At 70.4% G+C, this 25840-nt stretch carries 25 protein-coding genes; 10 read left to right on the top strand and 15 right to left on the bottom strand.

What is annotated here, in order from left to right; all coding sequences use genetic code 11:
- Positions 1 to 212 precede the first annotated feature (212 nt).
- Positions 213 to 674 (top strand): Lrp/AsnC family transcriptional regulator, encoded by a 462-nt coding sequence (locus KME77_RS25140; RefSeq protein WP_219471407.1) that lies wholly within the window; start codon positions 213 to 215, stop codon positions 672 to 674.
- A gap of 18 nt (positions 675 to 692) precedes the next feature.
- Here KME77_RS25140 and KME77_RS25135 read toward each other — a convergent pair whose 3' ends face one another.
- The 4 genes from KME77_RS25135 to KME77_RS25120 form a co-directional block, all read right to left on the bottom strand.
- Positions 693 to 1346 carry a response regulator gene (locus KME77_RS25135; protein WP_219471406.1) on the bottom strand — a complete coding sequence of 218 codons (654 nt, stop codon included), beginning with the start codon at positions 1344 to 1346 and terminating at the stop codon, positions 693 to 695.
- Positions 1347 to 1410: 64 nt separating this feature from the next.
- Positions 1411 to 2643, bottom strand: a complete 1233-nt coding sequence (locus KME77_RS25130; protein ID WP_219471405.1) for a sensor histidine kinase — start codon at positions 2641 to 2643, stop codon at positions 1411 to 1413.
- Between the two features lie 3 nt (positions 2644 to 2646).
- The gene (locus tag KME77_RS25125) at positions 2647 to 4098 is read right to left on the bottom strand and encodes a serine hydrolase domain-containing protein (RefSeq protein WP_219471404.1); all 1452 of its coding nucleotides are present in this window, start codon (positions 4096 to 4098) and stop codon (positions 2647 to 2649) included.
- 111 nt (positions 4099 to 4209) lie between these two features.
- A complete protein-coding gene (locus KME77_RS25120) occupies positions 4210 to 4752 on the bottom strand; it encodes an RNA 2'-phosphotransferase (RefSeq protein ID WP_219471410.1) in 543 nt (180 codons plus the stop codon).
- A gap of 105 nt (positions 4753 to 4857) precedes the next feature.
- Here KME77_RS25120 and KME77_RS25115 point away from each other — a divergent pair, with 105 nt between their 5' ends.
- The 3 genes from KME77_RS25115 to KME77_RS30045 all read left to right on the top strand — a co-directional run bounded on the left by KME77_RS25115 (position 4858) and on the right by KME77_RS30045 (position 6093).
- The gene (locus KME77_RS25115) at positions 4858 to 5289 is read left to right on the top strand and encodes a hypothetical protein (protein ID WP_219471403.1); all 432 of its coding nucleotides are present in this window, start codon (positions 4858 to 4860) and stop codon (positions 5287 to 5289) included.
- Entirely contained in the window at positions 5286 to 5885 is a 600-nt protein-coding gene (locus KME77_RS25110) for a TetR/AcrR family transcriptional regulator (RefSeq protein WP_219471402.1), read from the top strand. Before KME77_RS25115 ends, KME77_RS25110 begins: the two co-directional genes overlap by 4 nt.
- 76 nt (positions 5886 to 5961) lie before the next feature.
- On the top strand, positions 5962 to 6093 hold the full coding sequence (locus tag KME77_RS30045) for a hypothetical protein (RefSeq protein WP_281424252.1): 132 nt from the start codon (positions 5962 to 5964) through the stop codon (positions 6091 to 6093).
- A gap of 131 nt (positions 6094 to 6224) precedes the next feature.
- Here KME77_RS30045 and KME77_RS25105 read toward each other — a convergent pair whose 3' ends face one another.
- The 3 genes from KME77_RS25105 to KME77_RS25095 all read right to left on the bottom strand — a co-directional run bounded on the left by KME77_RS25105 (position 6225) and on the right by KME77_RS25095 (position 9059).
- Positions 6225 to 7370 (bottom strand): acetyl-CoA C-acetyltransferase, encoded by a 1146-nt coding sequence (locus tag KME77_RS25105; protein ID WP_219471401.1) that lies wholly within the window; start codon positions 7368 to 7370, stop codon positions 6225 to 6227.
- Between the two features lie 61 nt (positions 7371 to 7431).
- Entirely contained in the window at positions 7432 to 8202 is a 771-nt protein-coding gene (locus KME77_RS25100; protein ID WP_219471400.1) for a hypothetical protein, read from the bottom strand.
- 101 nt (positions 8203 to 8303) lie between these two features.
- Complete coding sequence (locus KME77_RS25095) at positions 8304 to 9059, bottom strand: class F sortase (RefSeq protein ID WP_308250890.1); 756 nt, start codon at positions 9057 to 9059, stop codon at positions 8304 to 8306.
- Positions 9060 to 9200: 141 nt separating this feature from the next.
- Here KME77_RS25095 and KME77_RS25090 point away from each other — a divergent pair, with 141 nt between their 5' ends.
- A complete protein-coding gene (locus KME77_RS25090) occupies positions 9201 to 9803 on the top strand; it encodes a hypothetical protein (protein WP_219471399.1) in 603 nt (200 codons plus the stop codon).
- Positions 9804 to 10079: 276 nt separating this feature from the next.
- Here KME77_RS25090 and KME77_RS25085 read toward each other — a convergent pair whose 3' ends face one another.
- Positions 10080 to 10856: a class F sortase gene (locus KME77_RS25085; protein WP_219471398.1), complete on the bottom strand. Its 777-nt coding sequence runs from the start codon at positions 10854 to 10856 to the stop codon at positions 10080 to 10082.
- Positions 10853 to 12280, bottom strand: a complete 1428-nt coding sequence (locus KME77_RS25080; RefSeq protein ID WP_219471397.1) for a carbohydrate-binding protein — start codon at positions 12278 to 12280, stop codon at positions 10853 to 10855. Before KME77_RS25080 ends, KME77_RS25085 begins: the two co-directional genes overlap by 4 nt.
- A gap of 158 nt (positions 12281 to 12438) precedes the next feature.
- On the opposite strand from KME77_RS25080, the gene KME77_RS25075 reads away from it, so the two are divergent.
- From KME77_RS25075 to KME77_RS25065, 3 genes are all read left to right on the top strand, one after another.
- Positions 12439 to 13584: an acyl-CoA dehydrogenase family protein gene (locus KME77_RS25075; RefSeq protein WP_219471396.1), complete on the top strand. Its 1146-nt coding sequence runs from the start codon at positions 12439 to 12441 to the stop codon at positions 13582 to 13584.
- 11 nt (positions 13585 to 13595) lie between these two features.
- Positions 13596 to 14648, top strand: a complete 1053-nt coding sequence (locus KME77_RS25070; RefSeq protein WP_219471395.1) for a HesA/MoeB/ThiF family protein — start codon at positions 13596 to 13598, stop codon at positions 14646 to 14648.
- Positions 14649 to 14895: 247 nt separating this feature from the next.
- Positions 14896 to 15057: a hypothetical protein gene (locus tag KME77_RS25065; RefSeq protein WP_219471394.1), complete on the top strand. Its 162-nt coding sequence runs from the start codon at positions 14896 to 14898 to the stop codon at positions 15055 to 15057.
- On the opposite strand, the gene KME77_RS25060 is transcribed toward KME77_RS25065, so the two are convergent.
- The 5 genes from KME77_RS25060 to pdxH form a co-directional block, all read right to left on the bottom strand.
- Positions 15032 to 15820, bottom strand: coding sequence for an alpha/beta fold hydrolase (locus tag KME77_RS25060; RefSeq protein WP_219471393.1), 789 nt, complete (start codon positions 15818 to 15820; stop codon positions 15032 to 15034). The two genes, KME77_RS25065 and KME77_RS25060, sit on opposite strands and share 26 nt — an antisense overlap.
- Positions 15821 to 15837: 17 nt before the next feature.
- The gene (locus tag KME77_RS25055) at positions 15838 to 18054 is read right to left on the bottom strand and encodes an ATP-binding SpoIIE family protein phosphatase (RefSeq protein ID WP_219471392.1); all 2217 of its coding nucleotides are present in this window, start codon (positions 18052 to 18054) and stop codon (positions 15838 to 15840) included.
- Positions 18055 to 18177: 123 nt separating this feature from the next.
- A complete protein-coding gene (locus tag KME77_RS25050) occupies positions 18178 to 18882 on the bottom strand; it encodes an iron-dependent transcriptional repressor DtxR (RefSeq protein ID WP_219471391.1) in 705 nt (234 codons plus the stop codon).
- A 262-nt stretch (positions 18883 to 19144) separates the two neighbouring features.
- Positions 19145 to 20404, bottom strand: a complete 1260-nt coding sequence (locus tag KME77_RS25045) for an MFS transporter (RefSeq protein WP_308250889.1) — start codon at positions 20402 to 20404, stop codon at positions 19145 to 19147.
- Between the two features lie 10 nt (positions 20405 to 20414).
- Positions 20415 to 21068 carry a pyridoxamine 5'-phosphate oxidase gene (pdxH, locus tag KME77_RS25040; RefSeq protein WP_219471390.1) on the bottom strand — a complete coding sequence of 218 codons (654 nt, stop codon included), beginning with the start codon at positions 21066 to 21068 and terminating at the stop codon, positions 20415 to 20417.
- Between the two features lie 175 nt (positions 21069 to 21243).
- Here pdxH and KME77_RS25035 point away from each other — a divergent pair, with 175 nt between their 5' ends.
- Positions 21244 to 22350 carry a citrate synthase 2 gene (locus tag KME77_RS25035; protein WP_219471389.1) on the top strand — a complete coding sequence of 369 codons (1107 nt, stop codon included), beginning with the start codon at positions 21244 to 21246 and terminating at the stop codon, positions 22348 to 22350.
- 66 nt (positions 22351 to 22416) lie between these two features.
- Here the strand turns inward: KME77_RS25035 and KME77_RS25030 are convergent, their stop codons facing one another.
- On the bottom strand, positions 22417 to 25047 hold the full coding sequence (locus KME77_RS25030; RefSeq protein ID WP_219471388.1) for a type 1 periplasmic-binding domain-containing protein: 2631 nt from the start codon (positions 25045 to 25047) through the stop codon (positions 22417 to 22419).
- Between the two features lie 260 nt (positions 25048 to 25307).
- On the opposite strand from KME77_RS25030, the gene KME77_RS25025 reads away from it, so the two are divergent.
- On the top strand, positions 25308 to 25840 hold a 533-nt coding region (locus KME77_RS25025), incomplete at its 3' end, for a twin-arginine translocation signal domain-containing protein (protein WP_219471387.1).

Genomic DNA, 25840 nt, shown 5'->3' with positions numbered 1-25840 from the left:
GGCCCAGGCCAGGATCGAGGCCGGGCCGGCGGCCTCGGCCGCCAGCCGGGGCAGCACCAGCATGCCGGGGCCGAGGACCCCGCCGAGCAGCATGGCCGTGCCTTGGGTGACACCCATCGTTCGTCCAGACATGTCCGGTGAAATTAGCCGGACATATGGTGATGTGGCGGTCACGCCGAACGAATGGCCGGTTTCATCGGCAGAATGCCGCCATGGATGAACTTGATTCGGGGATCATCAGGCTTCTTCAAACGGATGCGCGGCTGTCGAACCGCGAGCTGGCCAGACAGCTCGGCGTGGCCCCCTCCACCTGCCTGGAGCGCGTCCGCGCGCTGACCCGGCGCGGCGTGATCAGGGGCTACCACGCCGACATCGCCCCGGCCGCGCTGAACCGGAGCGTCCAGGCCATGATCATGGTGCAGGTGCGGCCGCTCAGCCGGGAGGTCATCGACACGTTCCAGCGGTCGTCGGCGGAGCTGCCGGAGGTGCTGAGCGTGTTCGTGCTGGCCGGGGGCGACGACTTCCTGCTGCACGTGGCGGTGCAGGACCTCGACCACCTGCACGCGTTCCTGCTGGACCGGCTCAGCAAGCGGCGGGAGATCTCCGGGTTCCGCACGTCGGTGATCTTCCAGCAGGTGCACGACAACGCGCCCGCCCGCCTCCCGGATCCCTGACGCGCCTTCCGCGGCTCCTCAGCGCTCGACCAGGCCCGCCTCGTAGGCGATGATCGCCGCCTGGACGCGGTTGGCCACCTCCAGGCGCAGCAGGATGGCGCTGACGTGGGCCTTCACCGTCCCCTCCGACAGGAACAGCTCCCGGCCGATGTCCTGGTTGGACAGGCCGCGGCCGACCAGCGCCAGCACCTCGCGCTCACGCGGGGTCAGCGACTCGACGTGCCTGCGCGCCTCGCCCTGACGGGTGAGCCGGCCGCCGGCCAGCTCGGCGATGACCTGGTGGGCGATCCTCGGCGACAGGTACGCCGCGCCGCCCGCGACCGCGTGGACGCCGATGAGCAGCTCCCTCGGGTCGGCGGCCTTGAGCAGGAACCCGGCCGCGCCCTCGGCCAGCGCCCTGGCGACGTACTCGGGCTCGTCGAACGTGGTCAGCATGACCGCCCTGACCTCGGGCATCGCGGCCCTCAGCTCGGCCGCGGCGGACAGCCCGTCGAGCCTGGGCATGCGGATGTCGAGCAGGGCGACGTCGGGGTGGTGCTTCATGGCCAGCTCCACCGCCTGCCTGCCGTCGCCGGCCTCCGCGACCACTTCGATGCCGACGTCGGTGGCCAGGATCGATCGGACGCCGGCCCGGACCATGGGCTCGTCGTCGGCCAGCAGTACGCGGATCATGCGGCTCCTTCTCCGGCGGACAGATCGCTGATCACGCGGCTCCCGGCTGCGGACAGATCGCTGATCACGCGGCTCCCTCCCTCGTGGACGGGTACGGGAGCGTGGCCCGTACGGTGAAGCCGCCCGTCGGGGGCTCGTGGGCCGGGCCAGCCTCCAGGGTGCCGCCCATCAGGCGCATCCGCTCGCGGAGCGCCGCCAGACCGGTGCCGCCACGGCGAGCGGCGGGGGTACCGGTCCCGGCGGACGCGGCGGTCCCGGTGGACGCGGTGACGGCGCTCGGGAGACCTTCCCCGACCATGGCGCTCGGGAGACCTCCTCCGACCATGGCGGCGGCCGGAGGGCCGTTGCCGACCGTGACGGTGATCGTGCCGGCGTCGCGCTCGATGCCGACCCGGACCTCGGCGCCGGGCGCGTACCGGGCGGCGTTGGTCAGCGACTCCTGCGCCACGCGGTGCGCGGCCCGGTCCAGCAGCGGCGGCAGGTCGGCCGCCGCCGCGTCGCGGTGCAGCGTCACGGCCATCCCGGCCCCGGCGGCCCGCTCCACCAGCGCCTCGATCGACTCGTCCACCGGCACGATCCGCCCCCCGCCCGGGCCGGCGCCGAAGCCGCCGCGCGAGCCGGCGCCGAGACCGACGCCCGCGTCACCGCCAAGGCCACCGCTAGCGTCGGCGCCAAGACCACTCTCCGGGCCGCCGCCGCCGGGGTGCTCGGCCGCGACGGCGGCCCTGGGCTCCCTGAGCAGGCCGATCGTGTGGCGAAGCCGGTCGGTGGCGGTGACCGCCGAGATCCGCAGCTGCGCGGCGGCCTCCCGGTTGCGCTCGCTCATGTCGGCCGCCAGCTCCAGCGCCCCGGCCCGCAGCGCGATCAGCGCCAGCTCGTGGCCGAGCGAGTCGTGCACCTCCTCGGCGATCCGGCCGCGCTCCTGAAGTGTGACGCGTTCCGCGAGGTAGGACTGCTCGCGTTCCAGTTGCCGCACCCGCTGCCGCCCGGCCTCGATCAGCTCGGCCTGCTGGCGGCGGAAGCGTCCCGTCAGCCAGGGCAGCACCGCGAATATCCCCAGGGCGCACAGCGCGCCCACGCCATCCCACCCGCGCACCACGAGCGCGACGACGCCGGGCGCGGCGACGGCCCCCAGCACGAGCCAGTCCCGCCGTACGGGGAGGTGCCGCCCGTGCAGGTACGCGGCCACCGCCACGCCCACGAACAGGAACTGCCGCCAGAGCGAGATGTGGTCCAGGTACAGCCCGTTGACCAGGCCGGTCGCCGCGATCAGCGCCAGGAATGTCCCGTTCCTCACCTGTCAGACCCTACCGACCGCGACCGGCTGGGCCACCTCGCGCGTCACCGGTACGGACCGCAGCCGGACCACCCGCGCCACCGCCACCACCACGCCCGCGACCGCCGCGACGACCAGGGTGACCGTCAGCGGCGCGGCGAAGTAGGTGACCTGCTCCCACGTGATCGTCCTGCCGTTCGACAGGAAGGAGACCAGGCTCGGGTACGCGGCCAGCAGCACGACCGGCGTCAGCACCGGCACCAGGCGCGCCGCGACCCGCCACCGGGCGCGCCCGGCCCTCCTGGCGGCCCAGCGCCGCGACCGCGCCACCCCGAGGACGCCGAGGCCGAGCGCGGCCAGCCCGGCCAGGCCGAGGACCAGCTCGATCAGCTGCCGGTCGGCTCCGGGCACCTCGGGCGTGCGCCCCTCGGCCATCGCGGCCAGTCCGAGCATGACGGCGTACGTGGTGTCGGTGAGCGAGGCGCTGCCGGTCATGACCGCGAAGCCGTACCCCGTCCTGGGGGAGATCGCCTCGACAGCGGTGTAGGTGAACAGGTTGCCGGAGTGCGTGAGCAGCTCGCCGTCCTCGCCCCAGCCCATGCCGTAGTCCTGGACCTTCGACGGCGTGTGCATGGCGTTCAGGCTCCGCGCGGTGACGAGCTGCCTGCCCTCGCCGTTCTGGCTGATCAGCCAGCTGCCCATGTCGGTGGCGGTGGTGATGACGCCGCCCGAGCCGCTGCCGTCGAGGAAGGCGGGCAGCTCCGGGCGCGACAGCCACAGCCCGAACAGCGAGTTGTAGCCGTCGGCGGGCCGGACCACCTCGTCCCGCACGGCGCTGCGCGTCATGCCGAGCGGCTCGAACACGTGCTGCCGCAGGTAGTCCTCGAACGCCTGCCCGCCGACCACCTCGACCAGACGCGCCGCCACGTTGTAGTTGGCGTTGCAGTACGCCCACCGGGTGCCCGGCTCGGCGGCCAGGCCGCTCGTCGCCAGCCCGCCCACGTAGTCGGCGAGCGACGTGGAGTCGTCCAGCGCGGACATGTCGACCGTGGTGTCCGACAGGCCGGAGGTCTGGTCGAGGAGCTGCCGTACGGTGATCCGCGCTGCGCGCGGGTCGGCCATGCGGAAGCCCGGGAGCTGGTCGGCGACGGGCCCGTCCAGCGCGACCTTTCCCTCGTCGACCAGGGTCATCACGGCCATGGCGGTGAACGACTTGCTGAGCGAGGCCACCCGCATCGGGGTGCCGGCGGTGACCACCGCGCCCTCGGAGTCGTGGCCGTACCCGGCGGCGTGCACGACCCGGTCCCCATGGGTGACCACGACGGACAGTCCCGGCAGGCCGGTGGCCTCCATGGCCTGGCCGACGTAGGCGTCGATCGCGCCGGGCGTCAGCTCGGCGGACGCGCCGGCGGGCGTGACGGTCAGGGAGAGCACGGCCGCGGCAGCAGCCACTATGCCGATGAGCTTGGTCTTCATGGGATACGACAGTAGAAATCCACCACCGCCGGATATATCCGGCGACCGGCCAGAGTGACCCCTGACGAAAGTCGTACCTCAGCCGGAAAACGCAGGTCAGCCCGGAAAACCTCAGCCCGGAAAACGCAGGAACACCGGCGGCACCGCGTCGACCAGCCACACCCCGTTCGCGCTGACCCGGAACTCGTGCCCGGCCTCGTGCATCGCCCCCGCCTCCACCGACAGCACCACCGGCTTGCCCCGCCGCGCCCCCACCCGGGTGGCCGTCTCGCGGTCGGACGAGAGGTGGACGTGGTGGCGGCTCATCGGCCGCAGCCCCTCGGTCTTGATCGCCGCCAGGCTCCCGGCCACCGTCCCGTGGTACAGGTACGCGGGCGGCGTCGCCACCGGCAGGTCGAGGTCGACCTCGACGGAGTGCCCCTGGTTCGCCCGGATCCTGCCGTCCTTGAGCGCGTACCGCTGCTTGTCGTTGTCCGCCACGACCCGGGCCAGGTCGGCCGGATCGATCGGGAAGCCGTGGGCGGCGGCGGCCCGCAGGAAGACCTCGACCTCCACCCAGCCGTTGTCGTCGAGCTCGATCCCGATCCGCTCCGGCTCGTGCCGCAGGTGCTTGGCCAGGTATTTCGAGATCCGCACCAGCCGCCGGTCGTCCATCATCCCCCGAGCATGGCGTAGCGGCGCGAGCACCGGCAACCCTATTGCACTATTTTGTGTACGACGTAAGCTTACAACGTACTCAAAATCGAGGAGGCTTCCGAAATGACCACTGTCGCGATCGTCGTCCCGTTCCTCTGGCTCGGCTGGCTGGCGCTGACGGAGTGGGTCCCCATGTTCCCGCTCAACGACCTGCGGCCCGGCAACGTCCGCGGGCGCGTGCTGGCCGCCTGCGTCAACTACCCGTTCCCGTTACTGGTCGCCGCCGGGGTCGCGGCGCGGCAGCCCTGGTCGCTCGTCGCCGCCACCGCGATCTGCGTCCTGATCGTCGCCGGTCACGTCCGTAGCTGGTGGCTGCCGTACTTCGGGATCAGCACCACCGAGCAGCGCGAGCTCTACCGGCGCGAGTACGCGCGGACGCTCAAGGTCCTGCCCGCCGAGGGGCGCGACGTGGTGATCGACGTCCAGCACCTCGTGGTGGGCGCCCTGTCGCTGATCATGCTGGCGAGCACGCTGGTGGTTACGCTGTCCCGATGAACGCACCCCGGCGCGGCAGAGGGCGCCCGGCCGTCCTGACCCGCGAGCGGATCGTGGCCGCGGCCGTCGACGTGCTCGACGCGGAGGGGCTCGACGCGCTCACCATGCGCCGGCTCGGGAGCCGGCTCGGGGTGGCGGCCATGTCCCTGTACCGCCACCTGCCGAACAGGGAGGCGGTGCTGGCCGCCGTGGTCGACCGGCTCTTCGCCGAGGCGGTGGTGGACCTCGGCACAGGCATGTCGTGGCCGGAGGCGCTCACCGGGTTCGCCGTCGCGTACCGGAGGATGCTCCTGAGCCATCCCCAGGCGGTGCCGCTGCTGGCCACCCACCCCGTCGACATCGACCGGGGCCGCGAGCTGCTGGCGGGGCTGCTGGGGACGTTCGAGGCGGCGGGCGTGACGCCGCACGACGCCGTCACGGCCGTCCAGTCGGTCGGCGTGTACGTCCTGGGCCACGCCCTGGCCCAGGTGGGCGGCAATCCGAGCCTGGACGACGCGGCGCTGCGGTTCTACGACGAGTGGTTCGAGGCGGGCCTCGGGGCCATGGTGCGGGGCTTCGCGGTAAATGCGTTGCGAGGGACGCCGCCGCCCGCCTAGCCTCAATGACATGCGCCTTTACCAGTAATTCTCGCGAACACCGCCCGTTTCCCTGAGTTACGTGAAGGAGCTTGTCATGCGTGTACGTTCATCGACCAAGAAAGCCGGTAAGCCCGGGCGCGAGAGCATTCCGACGCCCCGGCGCCTGCCGAAGCTGCCGCAGCGGCCGATCGCGCCGCCCCGGCGGATCCCGCCCAAGGGACGCTGATCAACTACCCGGGATGGTAGTCCGTGCGGCGCGCGACTCCACGCCATGGCCGCGCCGCACACCGAAATGCCCCGGTCCCTCGCGGGGGGACCGGGGCATTTCCCGTTGTGCTCCTAAAGGCGCTTGTGCTCCTAGAGGCGCTCGATGATCGTGACGTTCGCCTGACCGCCGCCCTCGCACATGGTCTGCAGGCCGTAACGGCCGCCCGTGCGCTCCAGCTCGTGCAGCAGCTTGGTCATCAGGATCGCCCCGGTGCCGCCCAGCGGGTGGCCCAGCGCGATGGCGCCGCCGTTGGGGTTGACCTTGGCCGGGTCGGCGCCGAGCTCCTTGATCCAGGCCAGCGGCACCGGCGCGAACGCCTCGTTGATCTCCGTGACGTCGATGTCGTCGATCGACAGCCCGGACTTGTCCAGCGCCCGCCGCGTCGCCGGGATGGGCGCCGTCAGCATGAACACCGGGTCGTCGCCCATCAGCGCGAGCTGGTGGATGCGCGCCCTCGGCGTCAGCCCGTGGTCCTTGACGGCCTGCGCCGAGGCGATCAGCACCGCGCCGGAGCCGTCGGAGATCTGCGACGACGTGGCGGCGGTGATCTGACCGCCCTCCTTGAGGGTCTTCAGCGTGGCCATCTTCTCCAGCGTCGTGTCAGCGCGCGGGCCCTCGTCGTCCTCCACGCCGTTGACGGGGGCGATCTGGTCCTTGAAGTAGCCGTTCGCGATGGCCTTGGCGGCGCGCTGGTGCGACTCGAGCGCGAACCGCTCCAGCTCGTCCCGCTTGAAGCCCCACTTCTCGCACATCAGCTCCGCGCCGCGGAACTGCGAGATCTCCTGCTTGCCGTACCGCTCGACCCACTTGTCGCCGAACGGGAACGGCATGCCCTTCTCCAGCGCGGCCGTGATCGACGAGCCCATGGGCACGACGCTCATCGACTCGACCCCGGCCGCCACGACCAGGTCCTGGGTGCCGGACATGACACCCTGCGCCGCGAAGTGCACCGACTGCTGCGAGGAGCCGCACTGCCGGTCGATGGTGACACCGGCGGTGGTCTCCGGCAGCCCGGCCGAGAGCCAGGCGTTTCTCGCGATGTCCATGCTCTGGGGGCCGAACTGCATGACGCACCCCATGATGACGTCCTCGACCGCCGCGGGATCGACTCCGGTGCGGTCGATGAGCGCCTTCAACGTGTGAGCGGCCAGGTCAGTGGGGTGGACGGTGGAAAGGCCGCCCTTCTTCTTGCCGACCGGGGTGCGGACCGCCCCGACGATGTACGCCTCTGCCACGGTGCCTCCTGAAACCGAGCATTATTCGGTTATTAGGGAGAGACTACAACAGAACGATGCTCTACGCCTGCTCGCCCTTGGGCAGGAGGTCCTCCGGCTTGTCCACCCTGAACCCCCACCGGTCCACGACCACCCCGTTCAGCCCGTCGGACAGGCGCAACGCCAGCGCGCCGACCTTGAGCGGGTCGTCGCCGCGCACGTCGATCAGGGTCAGCTCGGTGGCGTAGGGCAGGAAGTCCTCCGTGGCGGGAAGCCTGCGGCGCTCCGGGCCGAGGTGGATCGTGAGGTCGCCGACCGTGTAGACGTCCTTCAGCTCCGGCGCCTCGTCCACCGGGGCGGCGTCCTCCTCTTCCTTGTCGCCGTCGGACTCCACGTCCTCCTCCGCCGCCGCCGTGGCCTCGTCGGCTTCCACGGTGTCCTGAGCGGCCTCGACCTCGGGCTCGGCCTTGGCCTCAGGCTCGACCTCGCCAGGCTCTTCGTGGGGCTCGGCCTCGGCGTCGTCGCCCCCGAGGTCCTTCAGCAGCGTCCGCAGTTCCTCCTCCACGGGCGGCGCCGGCAGGATCACCCCGGCGGTCAGCGACTCGTCGGCGGGATCGCTCACCTCGCCCCTGCACACCGCCAGCCCGCCGAGCCGGAAGGCCAGCCCCTCCGCCAGGATGCGGTCGAAGTAGTCGTAAGGCAGCGGCCCCTCGGCCGTCACCCGGCAGGCCCACACCTCTTCCTGCTCGCCGCCCACCAGGTCGGGCTCCGCCTCGACGGCGGCGTGCACCCGCACGTCCGCCCCCACGATGTCCGCGCCGTCCTCGCGCGCGTCGGGGACGGCCAGCATCACCAATCGCAGGAGATCCGACTGACCCGGCTTGGCGGGCAGAGCCGCCGTCGGGCCAGTACGCAGTCTCCGCCTAGCCATCCAGCCCATCCGCGCCTCCGCGTTCAGCCTCGATAGGAGCTCGTCATCGTCGCGTAGACGATGATGTTGTCGGTGTAATGACCGATGGTGCGGTTGTACGTGCCACCGCAGGTGATGAGGTGAAGCTGGGCGTTGGCCTGGCTGCCGTAGACGCGCTGGGTGGGGAACGTCTTCTTGCTGGCCTGCTCGACCCCGCCCACCGTGAACACGGCGGTCGTACGGTCCTGCCGCTTGACCTCGATCGTGTCGCCGTAGCGGATCTCGTTCAGGCGGCTGAAGACGGCGGGGCTCGTACGCGTGTCCTTGTGCCCGAGCATCACGGCGGGACCGGCCTCGCCAGGGGTCGACATGTTGCGGTACCAGCCGACCAGGTTGGCGTTGTTGGCCGCCGGGACCTGGATCGTCCCGTCCTTGGCCAGCCCGAGCGACGTGATGGGCGCGTTGATGCCCAGCCGCTTGATGATGATCCGCTGCGGCGTGGACGGCAGCATCGGCGGCGCCGGAGCCGGCTGCGGCAACGGCGGCGGCACCGTGGGCTCCGCCTTGAACAGCGCCTGCGCCGGCTCCCCCGTCGTCCTGCCGTCCGGCTGCGCGGTGAGCGGCAGCGCGTCACGCTCGCTCGCCAGGCCGTACTCGGCGGGCGAGTTCAGCACGATCAGCAGCCCGGCCACCACGGTCACCACCCCGGCGACGGCGGCCAGCAGCAGCACCGCCCGCAGGACCGTGCTCCCCTTGTCCTGCGGTGGTTGCTGGCCCCCGAAGGGGTACTGTCCTGCCACTTCACTCAGCCCTTGCTGACGGTACGACGACGCATCAGGAGTCCTCCGATGCCGGCGGCCAGGATCAGCGCGGATCCGGTCAGCACGAACATCCTGCCGTCAGGGCCCATGGTCCCGCCACCACCTGTGTCGGCTCCGGCCTTGGGGGTTCTGGAGCTCTTGGTGGTGGTCGTGGTGACGCGCGGGGTCTCGGTGACGATGCGGGTCCTGGTGGTGGTCGGACGGGGGCTCGTGGGGGTAGTGGTCGGGGTGTTCGTGGGCGTGGTGGTGGGGGTAGTGGTCGGCGTCGAGGAGTTGGTCGGGGTGCCGCTCGGCGTGCCGCTGGGGGTGCCGGTCGGGGTGGAGACGACGAGGTTCAGCGACGGACCGCCAGAGACGGGCGTGCAGGTGTACCAGGCCGAGCTGTTCACCTTGATCGAAAAGCCGCCGCCCTTGACACCGACGGTTCCGGTCACGGTCGGCTTCACCACGACGGGGAAGGTCGGGAGGGGCATAGGAGAGCCTTGGGAGATCGTCGCCGCCGGCGTGGAGGTCACGCCGACGCTCACGGCTGTGGAGGCCATCGGGGTGCCGCTGGGGCTGACGGTGCCTTCGGCGACGATCGTGCTGCTGGGCGTGATCTGCGCGGTCGCCAACAGGCGACTCGGCGTCGCGGTGGGCTGCTGGATGTCCCAGGTGAGCGTCACTGTGGCGTTGGGGGTGATCTGGGCGGCGGGAGTCTTCAGCTCCATCTGGAACGGGTAGGTGGTGCCGTTGCACGTGTAGGGCACGTCAATTGGCTGGGCAGAAGCGACCACAGCCGGAACAGCCCAAAAGATACCCACACCCGCAACGGCCAGGGCAGAAGTCTTGATGGCGAGGCGGCGGCGCCGCGCCTTGGACGTCAGCACTGTCTATCTCCGTTTCAGCGCGGTATCAACAGGCGTATCAGATTCCCAGCCATGGGTCACGGTTAGGTAGAGATGATACGAACTGTCCCTGTGAAGTTCGCGTAAACCCTACAAGCAAGCTCTTGTCCCTTCACCCCTTCTTCTTGGAAAGGGTGGCGTACACGACGATGTTGTCCGTGTAGCTGTGCGCCGACTTGTTGAAGACTCCGCCGCAGGTGATCAGCCTGAGCTGTGCGTTCTTGGTGTTCCCGTACACCCGCTTCGACGGGAACGTCGACTTGCTGACCTGCTCCACCCCGCTGACCGTGAAACGGGTCACCTTCTTGTCCGACCGGTACACGTAGATCTGATCGCCCTTGGCCAGCTCGGACAGCCGGTAGAAGACGGCCCTGCCCTTCTTGGTGCTGACGTGGCCGTTGATCACGGCGGGTCCCATCTCACCGGGGACGGGCGAGAACTTGTACCAGCCGGTCAGGGACGGCTTCGACAGGGACGGGGTGCCCAGGTTGCCCTTGATGTCCACGGTGACGGAGCCGATGGCCGCGTTCACCTTGATCTTGGGGATCTTGATGCGGGTCGGCTTGGCCCGCTTGGCCTTGGTCTTGGCGGGCGGGATCGCCGGGACGACCGGGGCGGCCGCCAGCGGTGGCGGCGCCTCCAGGCGGGCCGGGGTGAGGGGCACGTTCTTGCCGCCCGGCCCCACGGTCGGGGGCAGGATGAACGCGCCGGCCGCGTTCTTGTACTGGACCGCCCCCGGCTGGGCCAGCTGCGGGCCAGGGCCGGAGCCGTCGTCGACGGGCGGGGCCAGCGACAGCAGGCCGATCATGATGGCGCCCACGCCGCCGAGCGACCCGGCGATCAGCAGGCCCGGCGTCGCCCTCTGCAGCAGCGTCTTCTGCTCGGTCATGACTGCACTCCTCCGGCGTGCCCGGCCTTGCGTCGCCGGAGCAGCAGCCCTCCTGTGGCACTTCCCATCAGCAGTACGGACCCACTGGCGATCAGCCCGTACGACCCGCCGCTCGCCGGCTCGGGCTGCTCACCGGAGTCGACGCCACCCTTGGGCGTCTTGGCGACCTGCGCCTTGACGTACTTGGTCTTGGTGGTGGTGGGTCTGGGTGTCGCGGTGGTGGTGGTCACGCCCCCGGGTACGACGCTCACGAGGTTGCGGTCGATGCCCGGGTCGTAGTGGTGCGGAAGCGTGGGCGTCGGGTTGCTCGACGTGGTGGGAGACCCGCTCGGCGAGGTCGTGGGTGTGGGCGTGGTCGGCGGATCGGTGGGCTCGTCCGTCGGGGTGGTCGTGGTTGTGGGCTCCCCCGGCTCCGTGACCGTGACGATCACCGACACCGGCCCGCCGATCATGCGGCAGGTCGCGCGGTGGAAGCCGGTCGGGATCTGCGAGGTGTTCGTGGAGACCCTGAACGCGTCGAGCCACACCGGCTTCGCCGACGCCGACACGATCCTGATCGTGTGGGTGCCGTACGACAGTCCCGGCGACTTCCACAGCGTGTGACCGCCGTCGAGGTCGGAGTTGACCGGCATGTCGTTGTCGTCGCGCGACGGGTCGACCGTGGCCCGCTTGGTGCCGTCGATGTAGATGTCAACGGGGCCGGCGTCCTTGTCGCGCGGTCCGACGTACTCGACGCCGGTGCCGATGAAGGTCAGCTCGGCGTAGTCGCCGGCCGTCTCGGTGACATGGAAGTCGTTGTGCACGTGGTGCTCGGAGCCCGGCCGGTCGTCGACGTTGACCCAGTTGTTGCCGGGGCCGCCGTAGACGATCTGCATGCCGGTCGGGTTGTCGGCCTCGTTGCCGTCGTTGGCGATGACCTCGCCGTCCGGCGGGGTGAAGTCGACGACGATGTTCTGGGGCGTCACCTTGATGGTGCCGGGCTTGTCGATGAGGCCGGGATCGGTGAGCGTCTCGGGCAGCGACAGCGGGTCGTCGGGCCGCAGATTGGTCTCCTGGTCGGCGGCGCCCTTGGGCTGCAGGATGCCCTGCCAGCTGCTTTCGAGCTTGACGTTGCCCACCGCGTGCACCTGCGCGCCCGCGGCGAAGTAGCCGGGCGACTGCATCCGCGTGTCGTTGGCGTAGTCGAGCTTCCAGGTGAAGTTGAGCGGATCGCCGACGACAAGATCCGTGTCGAAGGTGAGCCGGGTCGTCAGCCGTACGGGGCCGTGCCTGACGATGCTGCTCGGCCCGGTGGCCGTGCACCGATAGTCGACCTGGAGGTCGGCGGGCGCCGCGGATGCCGTGGGGACGTGCAGCACCGCCAGGCCGACGGCCGCCGGCAGTCCGACCGACGCGACGACCAATGCCTTTCGCCACCTAGCCACGGCACACTCCGATCACACAGTAAACCGAAGGTAGATCGTAGAACCGCAACCGGGTGAACTGTCCCCCGAACGGACACTTGTGATGAACCCGTGTCGTATGCGCGACCGCTCAACAGAATCGTATTCTGTACGGCACGACCACCCTGCTTGGAGGCGACATGCGGCGAGACCTCTTCGACGAGGAGCACCTGCTGTTCCGGGAGACCGTGCGCGAGTTCATGGCCCGCGAGGTGTCCCCCCACCACGGCCAGTGGGAGAAGGACGGCATCGTCCCGCGCGAGGTGTGGAAGAAGGCCGGTGAGCTGGGGATGTTCGGGTTCTCGGTGCCGGAGGAGTACGGCGGCGCGGGCGTCACCGACTTCCGCTTCAACACGGTCGTCGTCGAGGAGATCATCGGGCAGGGGGCGTCGGGGCTCGGCTTCGGCCTGCACAACGACATCATGGCCCCGTACCTGGTGGACCTGACGAACGACGAGCAGCGGCAGCGCTGGCTGCCGGGGTTCGTCAGCGGCGAGCTGATCACGGCGATCGCGATGACCGAGCCGGGCGCGGGCAGCGACCTTCAGGGCATCAGGACCACCGCGGTGCGCGAGGGCGACCACTACGTGGTCAACGGGCAGAAGACGTTCATCACGAACGGCATCAACGCCGACCTGGTCGTGGTGGTGGCCAAGACCGACCCGGAGGCCGGGGCGCGCGGCACCACGCTGCTGGTGGTCGAGCGGGGCATGGAGGGCTTCAACCGGGGCCGCAACCTCGACAAGATCGGGATGAAGGCGCAGGACACGGCCGAGCTGTTCTTCGAGAACGTCCGCGTGCCCGTCGCCAACCGGCTCGGCCCCAACGAGGGCGAGGGCTTCTTCCAGCTCATGAACAACCTGCCGCAGGAGCGCCTGTCCATCGCCGTGGCGGCGGTCGCTGCGGCGGAGGTGGTGCTGGCGCAGACCATCGAGTACTGCAAGACCCGTCAGGCTTTCGGACGAAATATCGGGTCCTTCCAGAACACCCGGTTCGTCCTGGCGGAGCTGGCCACCGAGACCGAGATCGCCCGCCATTACGTGGACAAGTGCATCACCGCGCTCAACGCCAAGGAGCTGAGCGTGGTCGACGCCGCCAAGGCCAAGTGGTGGACCACCGAGCTGCAGAACAAGGTCATCGACCGCTGCCTCCAGCTCCACGGCGGCTACGGCTACATGATGGAGTACCCGGTCGCCAAGGCCTGGATCGACAGCCGGGTCCAGACCATCTACGGCGGCACCACCGAGATCATGAAGGAAATCATCGGGCGGTCCTTCGGGATCTAGAATCCGGACGCATGACGCTTCCTCGGGTAAAACCGGAGCATCACCCGTATCGTCTCGACAACGGCACGATCCGGATAGGCGGGGAAATCTACGGAATCGCCAGCGAGATCGAGGATCCCAGCGGTCACGCCTGGCACGCCCTGCAGCTCATGGACGGCACCCGTACCCGCGCGGAGATCGTCACCGCGCTCGCCGACTCCTGCCCCGACGCCGCCGAACTGGTCGCGACGCTGCTGGACTCCGGCCACGTCGAGGACGCGTCGGCGGGCCCGCCGCCCGAGCTGACGCCCCCCGAGCTGGAGCGCTACGCCAGGAACGTCGCCTACTTCCGCTGGGCCAGCCTGCGCCCGCGCGAGCCGGGCTGGGCCCCGCAGCTCCTGCTCAAACGGGCCAGGGTGGTGGTGCTCGGCCTCGGCGGCACCGGCTCGCACGCCGCCTGGGCGCTGACGGCCGCCGGCGTCGGCGCGGTCCACTGCGTCGACGGCGACCGCGTCGAGCTGTCCAACCTCAGCCGCCAGGCCCTGTACGGCGAGGCGGACATCGGCCGGCCCAAGGTGGAGGTCGCCGTGGCCAGGCTGCGCGCGCTGAACTCCCACGTCGAGGTGACCGGAGAGAACCGGCGGATCGGCAGCCCGGAGGAGCTGGCCCGGCTGGTCGCCGGCTTCGACGTGCTGGCGCTGTGCGCCGACGAGCCGCGCGAGCCCGGCGGCATCCGCCGGTGGGCGAACCGGGTGTGCGCGGCCGCGGGCATCCCGTGGGTCGGCGGCGGGTACGCCGGGCCGCAACTCTCCGTCGGCGTCTTCGCGCCCGGTTTCCCCTGCTACGAGTGCCTGCGGGCGGAGGGCGAGCGGCATGGCCGGATCACGGATTTCGGCTGGCCCGGCGTGCTGTCCACCTCCGGCGGCCTGTCCGGAATGTTGACGGCCCACGCCGTGATCTCCCTGGTCACCGGGGTTCCGGACATCGCACCCGGGTACGCGTACGGACTCAATCTGGTGGCGCCCGATGACCAGATCTTCGTTCGCTTCCCAGGACGCGACGAATGTGAGGTTTGTGGCGCTTGACAGCGCAGCTTGATCGTTCAGAATCGCGTCCGGCACCTCATCGAAACCCCGACCCCGAACCGAACCGGAGGCTGCGGAGTGCATCCAGAAGAGATCGCGCCGGAGGACAGCCGAGAGCCCCAGCCGAGAACGACGATCGAGATCCGCCGGCTGATCAAGATGGAGACCACCGGGTGGCCCGCCAGCCACGGCAACTCGAACTGAAACGCCCGCGCGGGAACCGCTCAGACGCCGCATACTGGTCAGCATGGACGGCGGCCTGATCCTGCTGGTGTTCCTCGCGTTGCTGTTCGCCTGGGGCCTCAACCGCGTACGCCGCGCGCTGCGCCTGGGGCCGGTGGGCTACGCCGGGGTGATGATCGTTTTCGTGATCGTCATGTTGCTCATCTGGGGCCAGACGTTCCGCTAGCCTCCAGCAGCACCCGGGCCACCAGCTCCGGATCGTCGCTCATCGGCACGTGCCCGCACCCCTTGAGCAGCCTGACCCGCTGACCCGACCACTTGGCGGCGCGCACGGCCTGGCGGCGCGGCAGCAGCCGGTCGTGCTCGCCCCAGGCGATCGTGATGGGCGACTTCGGCGGCGCGGGCGGCATCACCCCGGCGAACGCCTCCAGCGTCTCGTCGAACCCCGACGAGCCGCCCAGCGCCTGGGTGGCGGCGATCAGCGCGGTCGGCGACATGCGCGACGGGTGCGCCACCAGCAGCCCGGCCGACAGGGCCCGCCCGACGGGGTTCTCGGCGAGGCTGACGGCCTGCTCGGGCGGCAGCGACCTGGCCGTGGCGCGCAGCGCGCGCAGCACGCCACGGCAGTAGAGCAGCTCGGAGCGGGACCAGAAGCCGGCCGGCGACAGCGCCGTGGCCGTGCTGACCACGCCGCGCGAGGCCAGCTCCAGCGCGATGTAGCCGCCGAGCGAGTTGCCCGCCACGTGCGGGTCGCGCACGCCCAGCAACGCGCAGAACGACTCGACCGCGTCGGCGAGCGACTCCGCGGTGTACGGGACGCCGTCGGGCAGGCCCGGCGAGACGCCGAAGCCCGGCAGGTCGATGGCGATCACCGTGCGGGAGGCGGCAAGGCGGTCCAGGACCGGCAGCCATGCCTGCCAGTGGTGGCCGATGCCGTGGATGAGGATCAGCGGCGCGCCGGTGCCTCGGCGCTCGAAGGCGAGCTCCATGGCGTCGAGCTAACCATTCATCGGCTGCGCGTGGGAATCTCGAACCAGACGGCTTTGCCTTCCCTGGTGGGACGGGATCCCCAGCGGCGGGCCAACTGGTCGACCAGGTAGAGGCCGCGCCCGCCCTCGTCGTTCTCGCCCGCGCTGCGGATCCGCGGCAGGCGCAGGTCCTGGTCGAAGACCTCGACCCAGACCGACTCGGCGCCCCGGCGCAGCCGCAGCGTGAACTCCTTGTCGCCCACCTCGTCCTCGAAGCCGGGCACGTCCCAGGACTCCTCGAACGGCAGCGGCGGCCCCTCGACGACCAGCTCCCTGCGCGGCACGCCCGCGCTCGCCGCGTGCAGCACCACGTTGGTGACGACCTCGGAGACGAGCAGGCAGGCAAGCTCGGCGCGCTCCTCGGAGACGTTCCAGCCGGCGAACGCCTCGGAGGCCATCCGGCGGGCCTCACCGACCATGATCGGCTGGGCCGGGAACGTGCGCTCCTCGACGTCCAGGTCGATGTGGCTGGAGCGGACCACCAGGATCGCCATGTCGTCGTCGATCTCGCCGGGCACCGCCACGGTCGCGGCGTCGGCGACCCGCTCCACCTCGGCGTCGGCCATCTTGGCGAGCTTCTCGCACAGCACGCCGAGCGTCTCCTCGTCGCTCGGCATCCGGCCGTCGCGCCCGGGACGCCGGTCGACCAGGCCGTCGGTGTAGAGCAGCAGCGCGGCGCCGGGCGGCAGCGTGCGGGTCTCCTCCTTGTAGACGAGGTCGGCGTGCAGCCCCTTGGCGCGTACGCCCAACGGCTGCCCCACCTCCTCGATGTCGAGCTCGACGCACTCGCCGTTGACCAGCAGCAAGGGGGGCGCGTGGCCGGCGTTGGCGAAGGAGAGCTGCCGCGACCAGGCGTCGTACACCAGGTATTGGCAGGTCACGATCGGCGGGACGCTGATGTCGGCGCCGTTGTCGTCCTTCTCCGGCGTGGCGATGATGCGGGTCCACTCGTCCAGCCTGGCCAGGATGTCGGCCGGTGACTTGTCGTCCTGGGCGAAGGCCCGCAGCGCGGCCCTGAGCTGGCCCATGATGGCCGCGGCCTTGGCGCCCCTGCCCTCGACGTCGCCGATGACGATGCCGACGCGTCCGGCCGAGAGCGGGATCACGTCGTACCAGTCGCCGCCGACCTGGGTCTGGATGCCCTGGCCGTGGGAGGCGAGCGGCGCGGCCGGGTAGTAGCGCACCGCGATCTGCAGGCCGTCGAGCTTCGGCAGCGCGCGCGGCAGCAGGTATTTCTGGAACGACTCCGCCGTGTGGCGCTCCTCCTCGAACAGCAGCGCGTTGTCGATGGCGACGGCCACCCGGGTGCCGATCGCGCCGACGAAGTCGCGGTCGAAGGCGTCGTAGTGGGGGCTGCGGCGATCGGTGAGGTTGGACAGGCCGAGGTACATCAGGCCGAGCGTCTCGCCGCGCACGCACAGGGGGGCGACGATGGCCGAGGTCATGCCGACCTCGCCGCACAGCTTGGCGCTGCCCTCGCTGGGCGCCGGGAAGCTGCTGACCGCGAAGTCCTCGACGAGGATGGTCTCCTGGCGGCGCATCGCGGTGTCGGCGTAGTGGCCGCTCGGGTAGCGGATCTCGGCGCCGATCGGCTTCCAGGTGCCGGGCGGCGGGTCCCAGCCCTGCACGTGCTGGGAGACCCGGCGGACCAGCCGGTCGCCCTCCATCAGCTCGATGAAGCAGTGGTCGGCGAACTGCGGGACCAGCATCTCGGCGACCCGCTTGAGCGTCTCCTCGACGTACAGGGAACCGGCCAGCCGCTCGCCGATGCGCTCCAGCAGGCCGAAACGGTCCTTCTCCCGCTCGTTGCTGCGCAGCGCCTCACGGGCGGTGACGACGATGCCGGTCACCGACCCGGAGCTGTGGCGCAGCGGGACGGCCTGGGCGCGCACGTACACGATCGTGCCGTCGCCCCTGCGCACGTCGAAGGTGCCCTCCCAGACGCCGCCCTTGAGCACGTGCTTGGCCAGCTCGATGGCCAGCGGGTGGTCCTTCTCCATGATGCCGAGCGACAGCATGGAGGTGTCGCGCGACGACTTGGACGGACGACCGAACAGCTTCTCGGCGAACGGGTTCCAGTACAGGAGATTGCTGAAACGGTCGGTCACGACGACCGCCATCTCGGCATGGTCGAGCACGGACGTGGCCGCGAGGTGATCGGCCTCGTCCTGCGACAAATCCCCCCAACGCTTCATCCGGGTACCACTCCTCGGGAGGGCATCTGCGCAAAGCGAACCACGGGCACTCCTGCAACAGTGTGGACCAGTGGGGAGTGGAGGGTCTCCCAATAGGGATTCAACCAACTAGCCGCGTGCGCGTCAGCGCCTGGAGACGAAAACGTGCGCGGCAACATCGCGCGGAAGCTCCGCGAGAGTGTCGTTCGCGTCACCGTCACCTGTCACCCGCACCCCGTCGTCGCTCGCCGCGAGCGTCACCTCGCGTCCGGGTTGTATCCCAACTTGCTTGAGTTTAAGCATCACAGCAGGATCGCTTTGCACTTGTTCGCTAATTCGCCGCACGACCACGGGTATATCTCTGGGTCCGGCGAGATCCGACATGGACGTCAGCGGGTTGGCCCCGCCGTCGGCGGGCTCCTTGGCGCCCAGCTCGCTCAGGCCGGGGATCGGGTTGCCGTGCGGGCATGACGTGGGGTTGTTCAGCAGCGTCACCAGACGCGCCTCCACGGACTCCGACATCACGTGCTCCCAGCGGCAGGCCTCGATGTGGACCTCTTCCCAGGGCAGTCCGATGACGTCGGTGAGCAGGCACTCGGCGAGCCGGTGCTTGCGCATCACCCGTGTGGCCAGCGTGCGCCCGAGGTCGGTCATCGACAGGTGGCGATCACCCTCGACGCGGACCAGGCCGTCGCGCTCCATCCTGGCCACCGTCTGGCTCACGGTGGGACCGCTCTGCTGCAGCCGCTCGGCGATGCGCGCGCGCAGCGGAACGATGCCCTCCTCCTCGAGCTCGTAAATCGTGCGGAGGTACATCTCCGTCGTGTCGATCAGGCCGTGTGCGGTCAAGGCTCCTCCCAACTGAATGCTACGCCGGTCAAGGCGGGGACTGGACCCGTCCGCCGCGGGCACAGGGATCACACGGAAGCCTATGGGGAAGACGGCCGACGATGGTGAAGGACCATAACAAAGGAGCCGCCCGGTTCGTTCCCGAGCGATCGGACCTCGCCGGGCTGCGGCGGGCGGCGGCAGGCCCTTCAGGAACGCGCGTACGGCCACCTCAGGCCCTCTCAGAGGCCGCTCAGGCCCTCTCGGAGGCGCGTACGGCGGCTCAGGCCCCCTGATGGACCGACGTCCTGCCCGCCCGGTAGTCGCGGAAGCTCGGCACCGCCAGGCCGACGATCACGACCGCGACGGCGCACGCCAGCCCGCCGCCCACCCACGCCGGGGTCAGCCCGAACCACACGGCGGTGGCCCCGGCCCGCAGGTCGCCCAGCCGCGGCCCGCCCGCCACGACCACCATGAACGCCCCCTGCATCCGCCCGCGCATCTCGTCCGGCGCGTGCAGCTGCAGGATGGACTGCCGCCAGACCGACGAGATCGTGTCGGCCACCCCGCCGACGGCCAGCAGCGCGACGATCAGCCACAGGGAGTGCACCAGCCCGGCGGCGGCCACGCTGAGCCCCCACAGCGCGATGACGAACGTCAGCGCCAGCCCCTGGCGGCGCACCCGGCCCACCCAGCCGGAGCCCAGCGCCCCGAGCACCGCGCCGATGGCCATGCCCGCCGACAGCCAGCCCAGCGCCCGGGGGTCGTCGCCGAAGCGCTCCGACACCACCTGCGGGATCAGCGCCCTGGGCAGGGCGAACACCATGGCGATGATGTCCACGACGAACGACATCAGCAGCACCGGCCCGGTCGCGATGTAGCGCAGCCCTTCGACGACGGAGCGCCAGCCGGCCCGCTGGGTCTCGCCCATCGGCGGCAGCGCGGGCAGCCGCAGCGCCGCGTACAGGGAGGCGGTGAAGAGCACGCCGTCGACCCCGTACGCCAGCGCGTACCCCTGCCAGGCCAGCAGCACGCCGGCGATCATCGGCCCGATGATCGCGCCCAGCCCGTAGACCAGGGAGTTCAGCGCGTTGGCGGCCGGGACCAGCTCGGGCGGCAGCAGCCTGGGGATGATCGCGCCGCGCGTGGGCGAGGTGACGGCGAAGCCGGTGGAGCTGACCGCCGAGGCGATCAGCAGCAGGTAGACGTTGCCGAACCCGAGCAGCGCCTGAGCCACGATGATCAGGGTCGCGACCCACGACACGAGCGAGCCGGCGATCAGCAGCCTGCGCCGGTCCACGGCGTCGGCGAACGCCCCTCCCCACAGCCCGAACAGCAGCAGCGGAAGGAGGTTGGCCAGGCCCAGCATGCCGACCCAGAACGAGGAGTGGGTGAGGTCCCACACCTGCTTGCTGACCGCGACGACGGTCACTCCCAGGCCGATGTTGGCGATCGCCTGGCCCGACCAGAGCCTCCTGTAGGCGGGCACGGCCAGCGGCCGTACGTCGATGAGATGACGCTTTACCAAATCCCCGAATGCCACTCAATGCACATTAAGGGGCGAGTCTCTCCAGAACCCAGGCAGGGCGGGTGCGGCGGTAGCGGAGCCTGTCGTGCATCCGGTCGAGCTGGCCCTGCCAGAACTCCACCTCGATCGGGTTGACCCGGAAGCCGCCCCAGAAGTCGGGCACCGGCGGGTCCTCCGGCCAGCGGGCGGCCAGCTCCTCGTAGCGGGCGTCCAGCTCCTCCCTGGACCGTACGACCGCCGACTGGCGCGAGGCCCAGGCCCCGATCCGCGAGCCGTACGGCCTGGAGTTGTAGTAGTCGGCCGACTCCTCGTGCGAGAGCCGCACGACCGTGCCCTCGACGCGCACCTGGCGGCGGACCGGATGCCAGGGGAACAGCAGCGAGGCGCGGGCGTTCTCGGTCAGGTCGCGGCCCTTGCGCGACTCGTAGTTGGTGTAGAAGACGAATCCGCGTTCGTCATAGCCCTTGAGCAGGACGGTCCTGGCGCTGGGCCGGCCGCCGGCGGAGGCGGTGGCCAGGACCATGGCGTTCGGCTCCGGCAGGCCGGCTTCGAGCGCCTCCTGGAACCAGGTGGTGAACTGTGCGATGGGATCGGACGCGAGGTTCGCTTCGAGCAGCGGCTCGCCCTCGTAGGTACGGCGAAGCCCGGCCAGCGCGGGCGGGCGCGAGGTTGCATCCACGAGACGGTATTCTTGCGCGCTTGGTGGCAGATCCCACACAACACTCCCTACCAGGGGTTTTCCCGTTGCGGCGGGTCCGGAGAGCGAGCACTCGGCGGTAGGGGGTTAAATTGACCCGCCGGTATCTCGACATCAAGGCATTGCCGACACATGGCAGAAAGGGAGGCGGCCGAGTATGTCCGACTTCAAACCCGGCCTCGAGGGCGTTGTGGCTTTCGAGACCGAGATCGCGGAACCGGACAAAGAGGGGGGCGCCCTTCGATACCGGGGCGTCGACATCGAGGAGCTGGTCGGCCGTGTCCCGTTCGGGCACGTGTGGGGCCTGCTGGTGGACAACAAGTTCCAACCGGGCCTCCCCCCGGCGGAGCCGTACCCCATCCCCGTTCACTCCGGTGACATCCGCGTAGACGTACAGAGCGCCCTCGCCATGCTGGCACCGGCGTACGGATTCAAGGCCCTGCTCGACACCGGCGACGAGGAGGCCCGCGACCAGCTCGCGCGCGCCTCCGTCATGGCGCTGTCCTTCGTGGCGCAGTCGGCGCGCGGCCTCGGCCTGCCGATGGTGCCGCAGAGCCGGGTCGACGAGGCGAGGACCATCGTCGAGCGGTTCATGATCCGCTGGCGCGGTGAGCCCGATCCCAAGCACGTCAAGGCCATCGACGCCTACTGGACCTCCGCCGCCGAGCACGGCATGAACGCCTCGACGTTCACCGCCCGCGTCATCGCCTCCACCGGCGCCGACGTGGCGGCCGCGCTGTCCGGCGCCGTGGGCGCCATGTCGGGCCCGCTGCACGGCGGCGCCCCGGCCCGCGTCCTGCACATGATCGAGGGCGTCGAGCAGCTCGGCGACGCCAAGAAGTACGTGCAGGGCGAGCTCGACAAGGGCAACCGGCTGATGGGCTTCGGCCACCGGGTCTACCGGGCCGAGGACCCGCGCGCCAGGGTGCTGCGCCGCACCGCGAAGGAGCTCGACGCTCCTCGCTACGAGGTGGCCGCCGCGCTGGAGCAGGCCGCTCTGGAGGAGCTGCACGCCCGCAAGCCCGACCGGGTGCTCGCGACCAACGTCGAGTACTGGGCGGCCGTGGTGCTGGACTTCGCCGAGGTGCCCGCGCACATGTTCACCTCGATGTTCACCTGCGCCCGTACGGCCGGGTGGGCCGCGCACATCATGGAGCAGAAGCGCACGGGCAGGCTCGTCCGCCCCAGCGCGATCTACACCGGTCCCTCGTCGCGCCCGCTCAGCGACGTGCCCGGCGCCGACGAGGTCGTCGGCACCATCTGAGGTTCCCCTTCACGGTCGTCGCGCCCCTCAGGGCGTGACGACCGTTCTGCTCACATTGCGGCCCTCTCACCGTGCGGCGCGGGCGCCGTGCGGGGCCACGTCGGGGAGCCCGGCGCACCGTTTGTCCTTCGACGGCGCCTCGTTGGCGTCCAGGATCCCGCAGCGCACGACGGGCCTGGTGTGGTCCGGCTCGCTCCCGTCCACCTTCATGATCGCCAGTGCCTTGTTCACCGGCGCGTGCAGCTCGGCGGCGCTGAAGTCGATCACCCCGCTCGACCCCTCCCACGCGTCTTCGCCGGCCGTGCGTGACAGCCGGTACAGGATGTCGCCCTTGCTGGGCAGCCCGCTCGCCTCGTCCGCCCCCGGAGCCCGGTAGGCGTGGTTGGCGGCCTGGTAGATCACGTTGGCGGCGTCGTACGTGAGGATCAGGTTGTCGTCGGAGGCCGTGGCGTGCGCCTTGCCGAGCAGCCTGCTGACGAACGCGGTCGGCTTGACCTGCTCGCCCGTCCACAGGTCCCGGTGCGCCAGCGCCATGTAGTACACCTCGACCTGCTTCATGTTGGCGATCTCGGCGCCGAAGTCGGTCACCGCCTTGACCACGTCGTCGCCCGCGATCACCTTCACCTCGCCGCACGCCTTGCCCTCGATCGCGGCCAGGAAGTCGCGGAACTCGCTGGAGCGCCCCGCGTAGATCACCACGTGCGGCTTGAGCGCGCACGCCTTGACCGCGCTGGAGGAGATGCCGCCCGCCTCGATCGTGTACGCGACCCGGTCCATGACCTTGACGCCCTGCTCGGTCAGCAGCAGGTCGAAGTCGTCGGCCAGGTTGTTGGTGTACTGGTCGGTGTGCGAGCCGTCCTGGACGATGACCGCGGTCGGCTCGGCGACGCCGGCCAGCAGCGTCTGCTTGGCGAAGCGGGCGCCCAGCGCGGCCTCGCGGAAGTTGGTCGGGCCGACGTGGAAGTAGTAGGGGGACGGGTCCCCGATGTCCCTCGGCTTGGCCGGGTTGGCGATGTAGCCCAGGCCGTCCGCCGTGGCCGTGCTGGACACCATGGGTATCTTCGCCAGGTGCAGCTCCAGGATCGCCTCGCTGACGCCCAGGACGCTGCGCTGCAGGCCCGCCACGCCCATCACGTGCGGGTCCTGCCCGGACAGCTCGGTGATGAGCTGGGCGGTCCTGCGGCCGTGCGCGAAGTTGTCGCCCGCGTTGGCGATCAGCACGCGCAGCCTGGGCGTGCTGGCGACGGTCCGCTGGTACTCCTCGACCGCCGCCAGCTCGGAGACGGCCGCCGCCAGCCGCGTGTCGTTCTCCTCGGTCCTCTTGATCGAGAACTCGCCGAACAGCACCAGGCTGACGTAGCGCCCGGAGGAGATGGCGTAGGCGTTGTTCGCGTCGATCTTCTTGACCAGCTCCTTGACCTCGCCGGCGAACAGCTCACCCGGGGTGGCGCGGTCGGCGTTCACGATGCCGACGCACTCGGCGCCGGTCCGCTCGGCCCAGGACAGGCCGCCGCAGTGGGCGTTCCTGTCCAGCTGCATCCAGACGACCCACGCGAACGGGAGCACCAGCAGCAGCCCGATGGCCGTCCAGTAGCCCACAGCCCGCCTCCTGCGCGGCAGCAACTGGCGGTCGCCGACTTCCGGCAGGGCGTCGGCGTGCGCGTGGATCCGCAGGTCGGGCACCCTTCGTCCGGCCGCGCTCCGCCAGGCCTCGACGCTGCCGCCGAGCTCGCCGAGATCCTCCGCCCCGGTCCGCGCGCCGTCGGGGACGTGCGGCACCGCCGCCAGCACGACCATCGGGGGCAGCAGCCCGGTCTGCTTGGTGGTCTCGTCCAGCAGCCGCAGGAACCGGGCGTTGGTCTCCGAGGAGCCGACCTGGACCAGCAGCAGCGGGTACAGCCCCCTGCCCCAGCTCGGCCACGGGATGATCCACTTCCTGTACGCCTCGCTCAGGTCTCTGACCAGGGTGTGAACCAGTAATTGCTCGATCTCCTCCTGCTCGGCGCCGGCCAGGCGGAGGGCGTACTTGGCGGTGGACTCGAAACGCCTGCGCGGCACGTACGGCTGCCTGCGCAGCCACCCGATGAAGAGGCTCCCCTTGATCGACAGCAGACCCTGCCCCAGTGTGCCGGCCAGGGCCACCGCGCCGCCCACCACCCAGGGCAGGACGCCGACGAGGTCCGCCGCGCCGCCCGCCCACCAGACCGCCAGCGTGCCGACCGGCACCCAGGTCGTCGCCGCCCGCGCCAGGAAGTCGGCCGACGTCTTGCGGCCGTGGTCGCCGCCGCGCCTGGTCCTGCGCCATTCCTTGAGCCGTTCGTTGAACAGCTTGAAGCCTCTGGGCGACTTGTGCGGGTCGGGCGGCCACACCTCGGGCCAGTGATCCGGTCTGGCGTCCAGTTGCTGCCGCGCCCACAGGACGAACTGCGCCAGCGGGAAACGCGGCGGCGGCAGCAGCGCCCCGTCCACCCGTTTGCCGAGCCGCTCCGCAAGGCCCTCCACCAGCGCCTGGACCGACTCGTGGTCACCGTCCTCGACGAGGGCGTACGGGACGCTCTCCTTGAACGGCTCGGCCAGCAGCTTGATCGCCTCCGGCGCGAGGGGACCGGTCACGAGGATCGTGGGCAGCGGCGGATCGGGGCGCCAGAAGGCCGGACGGCGGAGCAGCTTTTCGATGACGTTGCGCAGATCGGCCATCTGGACACCTTTCGCCCGGTCCCCAATTGCCGGTCCAACGAATGACCATGACGAATGGTTCATCTCCGCTATTGGACTTATTGCTACAAATCGCTATCCCGACGCGGAAAAACCCTAGGGGAAAGTGGTCTCTTGACCACTCTCAGTCAGGAGACCAGCCTGGGCGCAGGCTTCCCACGAGCATGCACATCCGCCATGCCGTGCCCCCGCCGGTGTGCGCATGCCGCCCATCATCAGGGACGCCAGTAAGGAGGCATGTCATGTCTCAGCCTGGTTTAAGCAGGCGCAGTTTCCTCACAGGTGTCGGAGCCGGAGCGGCCGCCCTGACCCTCACCCCCGCGGAGGCCCTCGCCAAGGTCGTCACGGTCCAGTCCGGCGGACTGGTCACCTCCCCCGACAGGTTCGGACGTGTCTTCACCCTCCCGCCGTTCGCCGATTTCAACGCGCCGACGCTGCGCCAGGCCCTGATGGAGATGGGCCGGCCCGGCGGGCCGCTCGACGCCGCCGACCCGCTCCAGAAGGGCCCGATCCGGCTGATCACCAACCCGGAGCTCAGCCCCAACAACCTGGACAACACCTCGCACACCGCCGGGGTGACGTTCCTCGGCCAGTTCATCGACCATGACCTGACCTTCGACAACAGCTCGCCGCTCGGCGTGCCGACCGCTCCCGAGCTGACGCCCAACGTCAGGACGCCGGGGTTCGACCTCGACACCGTCTACGGCGCCGGGCCCGGCGCCGCCCCGCAGTTCTACAACTCCTCCGACCCCGCCAAACTGCGCCTGGAGAGCGG

The organism is Nonomuraea rhizosphaerae (assembly GCF_019396405.1).
Classification (GTDB): domain Bacteria; phylum Actinomycetota; class Actinomycetes; order Streptosporangiales; family Streptosporangiaceae; genus Nonomuraea; species Nonomuraea rhizosphaerae.
Note: the sequence above shows the minus strand (reverse complement) of the source record. Positions and strands in the feature narration are given on the sequence as shown.

Bases quoted from the DNA above. Each gene is read 5' to 3' on its own strand.
- KME77_RS25140 (WP_219471407.1), top strand. From the start codon at position 213: ATGGATGAACTTGATTCGGGGATCATCAGGCTTCTTCAAACGGATGCG.
- KME77_RS25135 (WP_219471406.1), bottom strand. From the start codon at position 1,346: ATGATCCGCGTACTGCTGGCCGACGACGAGCCCATGGTCCGGGCCGGC.
- KME77_RS25125 (WP_219471404.1), bottom strand. From the start codon at position 4,098: ATGAAGACCAAGCTCATCGGCATAGTGGCTGCTGCCGCGGCCGTGCTC.
- KME77_RS25120 (WP_219471410.1), bottom strand. From the start codon at position 4,752: ATGGACGACCGGCGGCTGGTGCGGATCTCGAAATACCTGGCCAAGCAC.
- KME77_RS25115 (WP_219471403.1), top strand. From the start codon at position 4,858: ATGACCACTGTCGCGATCGTCGTCCCGTTCCTCTGGCTCGGCTGGCTG.
- KME77_RS25110 (WP_219471402.1), top strand. From the start codon at position 5,286: ATGAACGCACCCCGGCGCGGCAGAGGGCGCCCGGCCGTCCTGACCCGC.
- KME77_RS30045 (WP_281424252.1), top strand. From the start codon at position 5,962: ATGCGTGTACGTTCATCGACCAAGAAAGCCGGTAAGCCCGGGCGCGAG.
- KME77_RS25085 (WP_219471398.1), bottom strand. From the start codon at position 10,856: ATGACCGAGCAGAAGACGCTGCTGCAGAGGGCGACGCCGGGCCTGCTG.
- KME77_RS25075 (WP_219471396.1), top strand. From the start codon at position 12,439: ATGCGGCGAGACCTCTTCGACGAGGAGCACCTGCTGTTCCGGGAGACC.
- KME77_RS25070 (WP_219471395.1), top strand. From the start codon at position 13,596: ATGACGCTTCCTCGGGTAAAACCGGAGCATCACCCGTATCGTCTCGAC.
- KME77_RS25065 (WP_219471394.1), top strand. From the start codon at position 14,896: ATGGACGGCGGCCTGATCCTGCTGGTGTTCCTCGCGTTGCTGTTCGCC.
- KME77_RS25060 (WP_219471393.1), bottom strand. From the start codon at position 15,820: ATGGAGCTCGCCTTCGAGCGCCGAGGCACCGGCGCGCCGCTGATCCTC.
- KME77_RS25055 (WP_219471392.1), bottom strand. From the start codon at position 18,054: ATGAAGCGTTGGGGGGATTTGTCGCAGGACGAGGCCGATCACCTCGCG.
- KME77_RS25035 (WP_219471389.1), top strand. From the start codon at position 21,244: ATGTCCGACTTCAAACCCGGCCTCGAGGGCGTTGTGGCTTTCGAGACC.
- KME77_RS25030 (WP_219471388.1), bottom strand. From the start codon at position 25,047: ATGGCCGATCTGCGCAACGTCATCGAAAAGCTGCTCCGCCGTCCGGCC.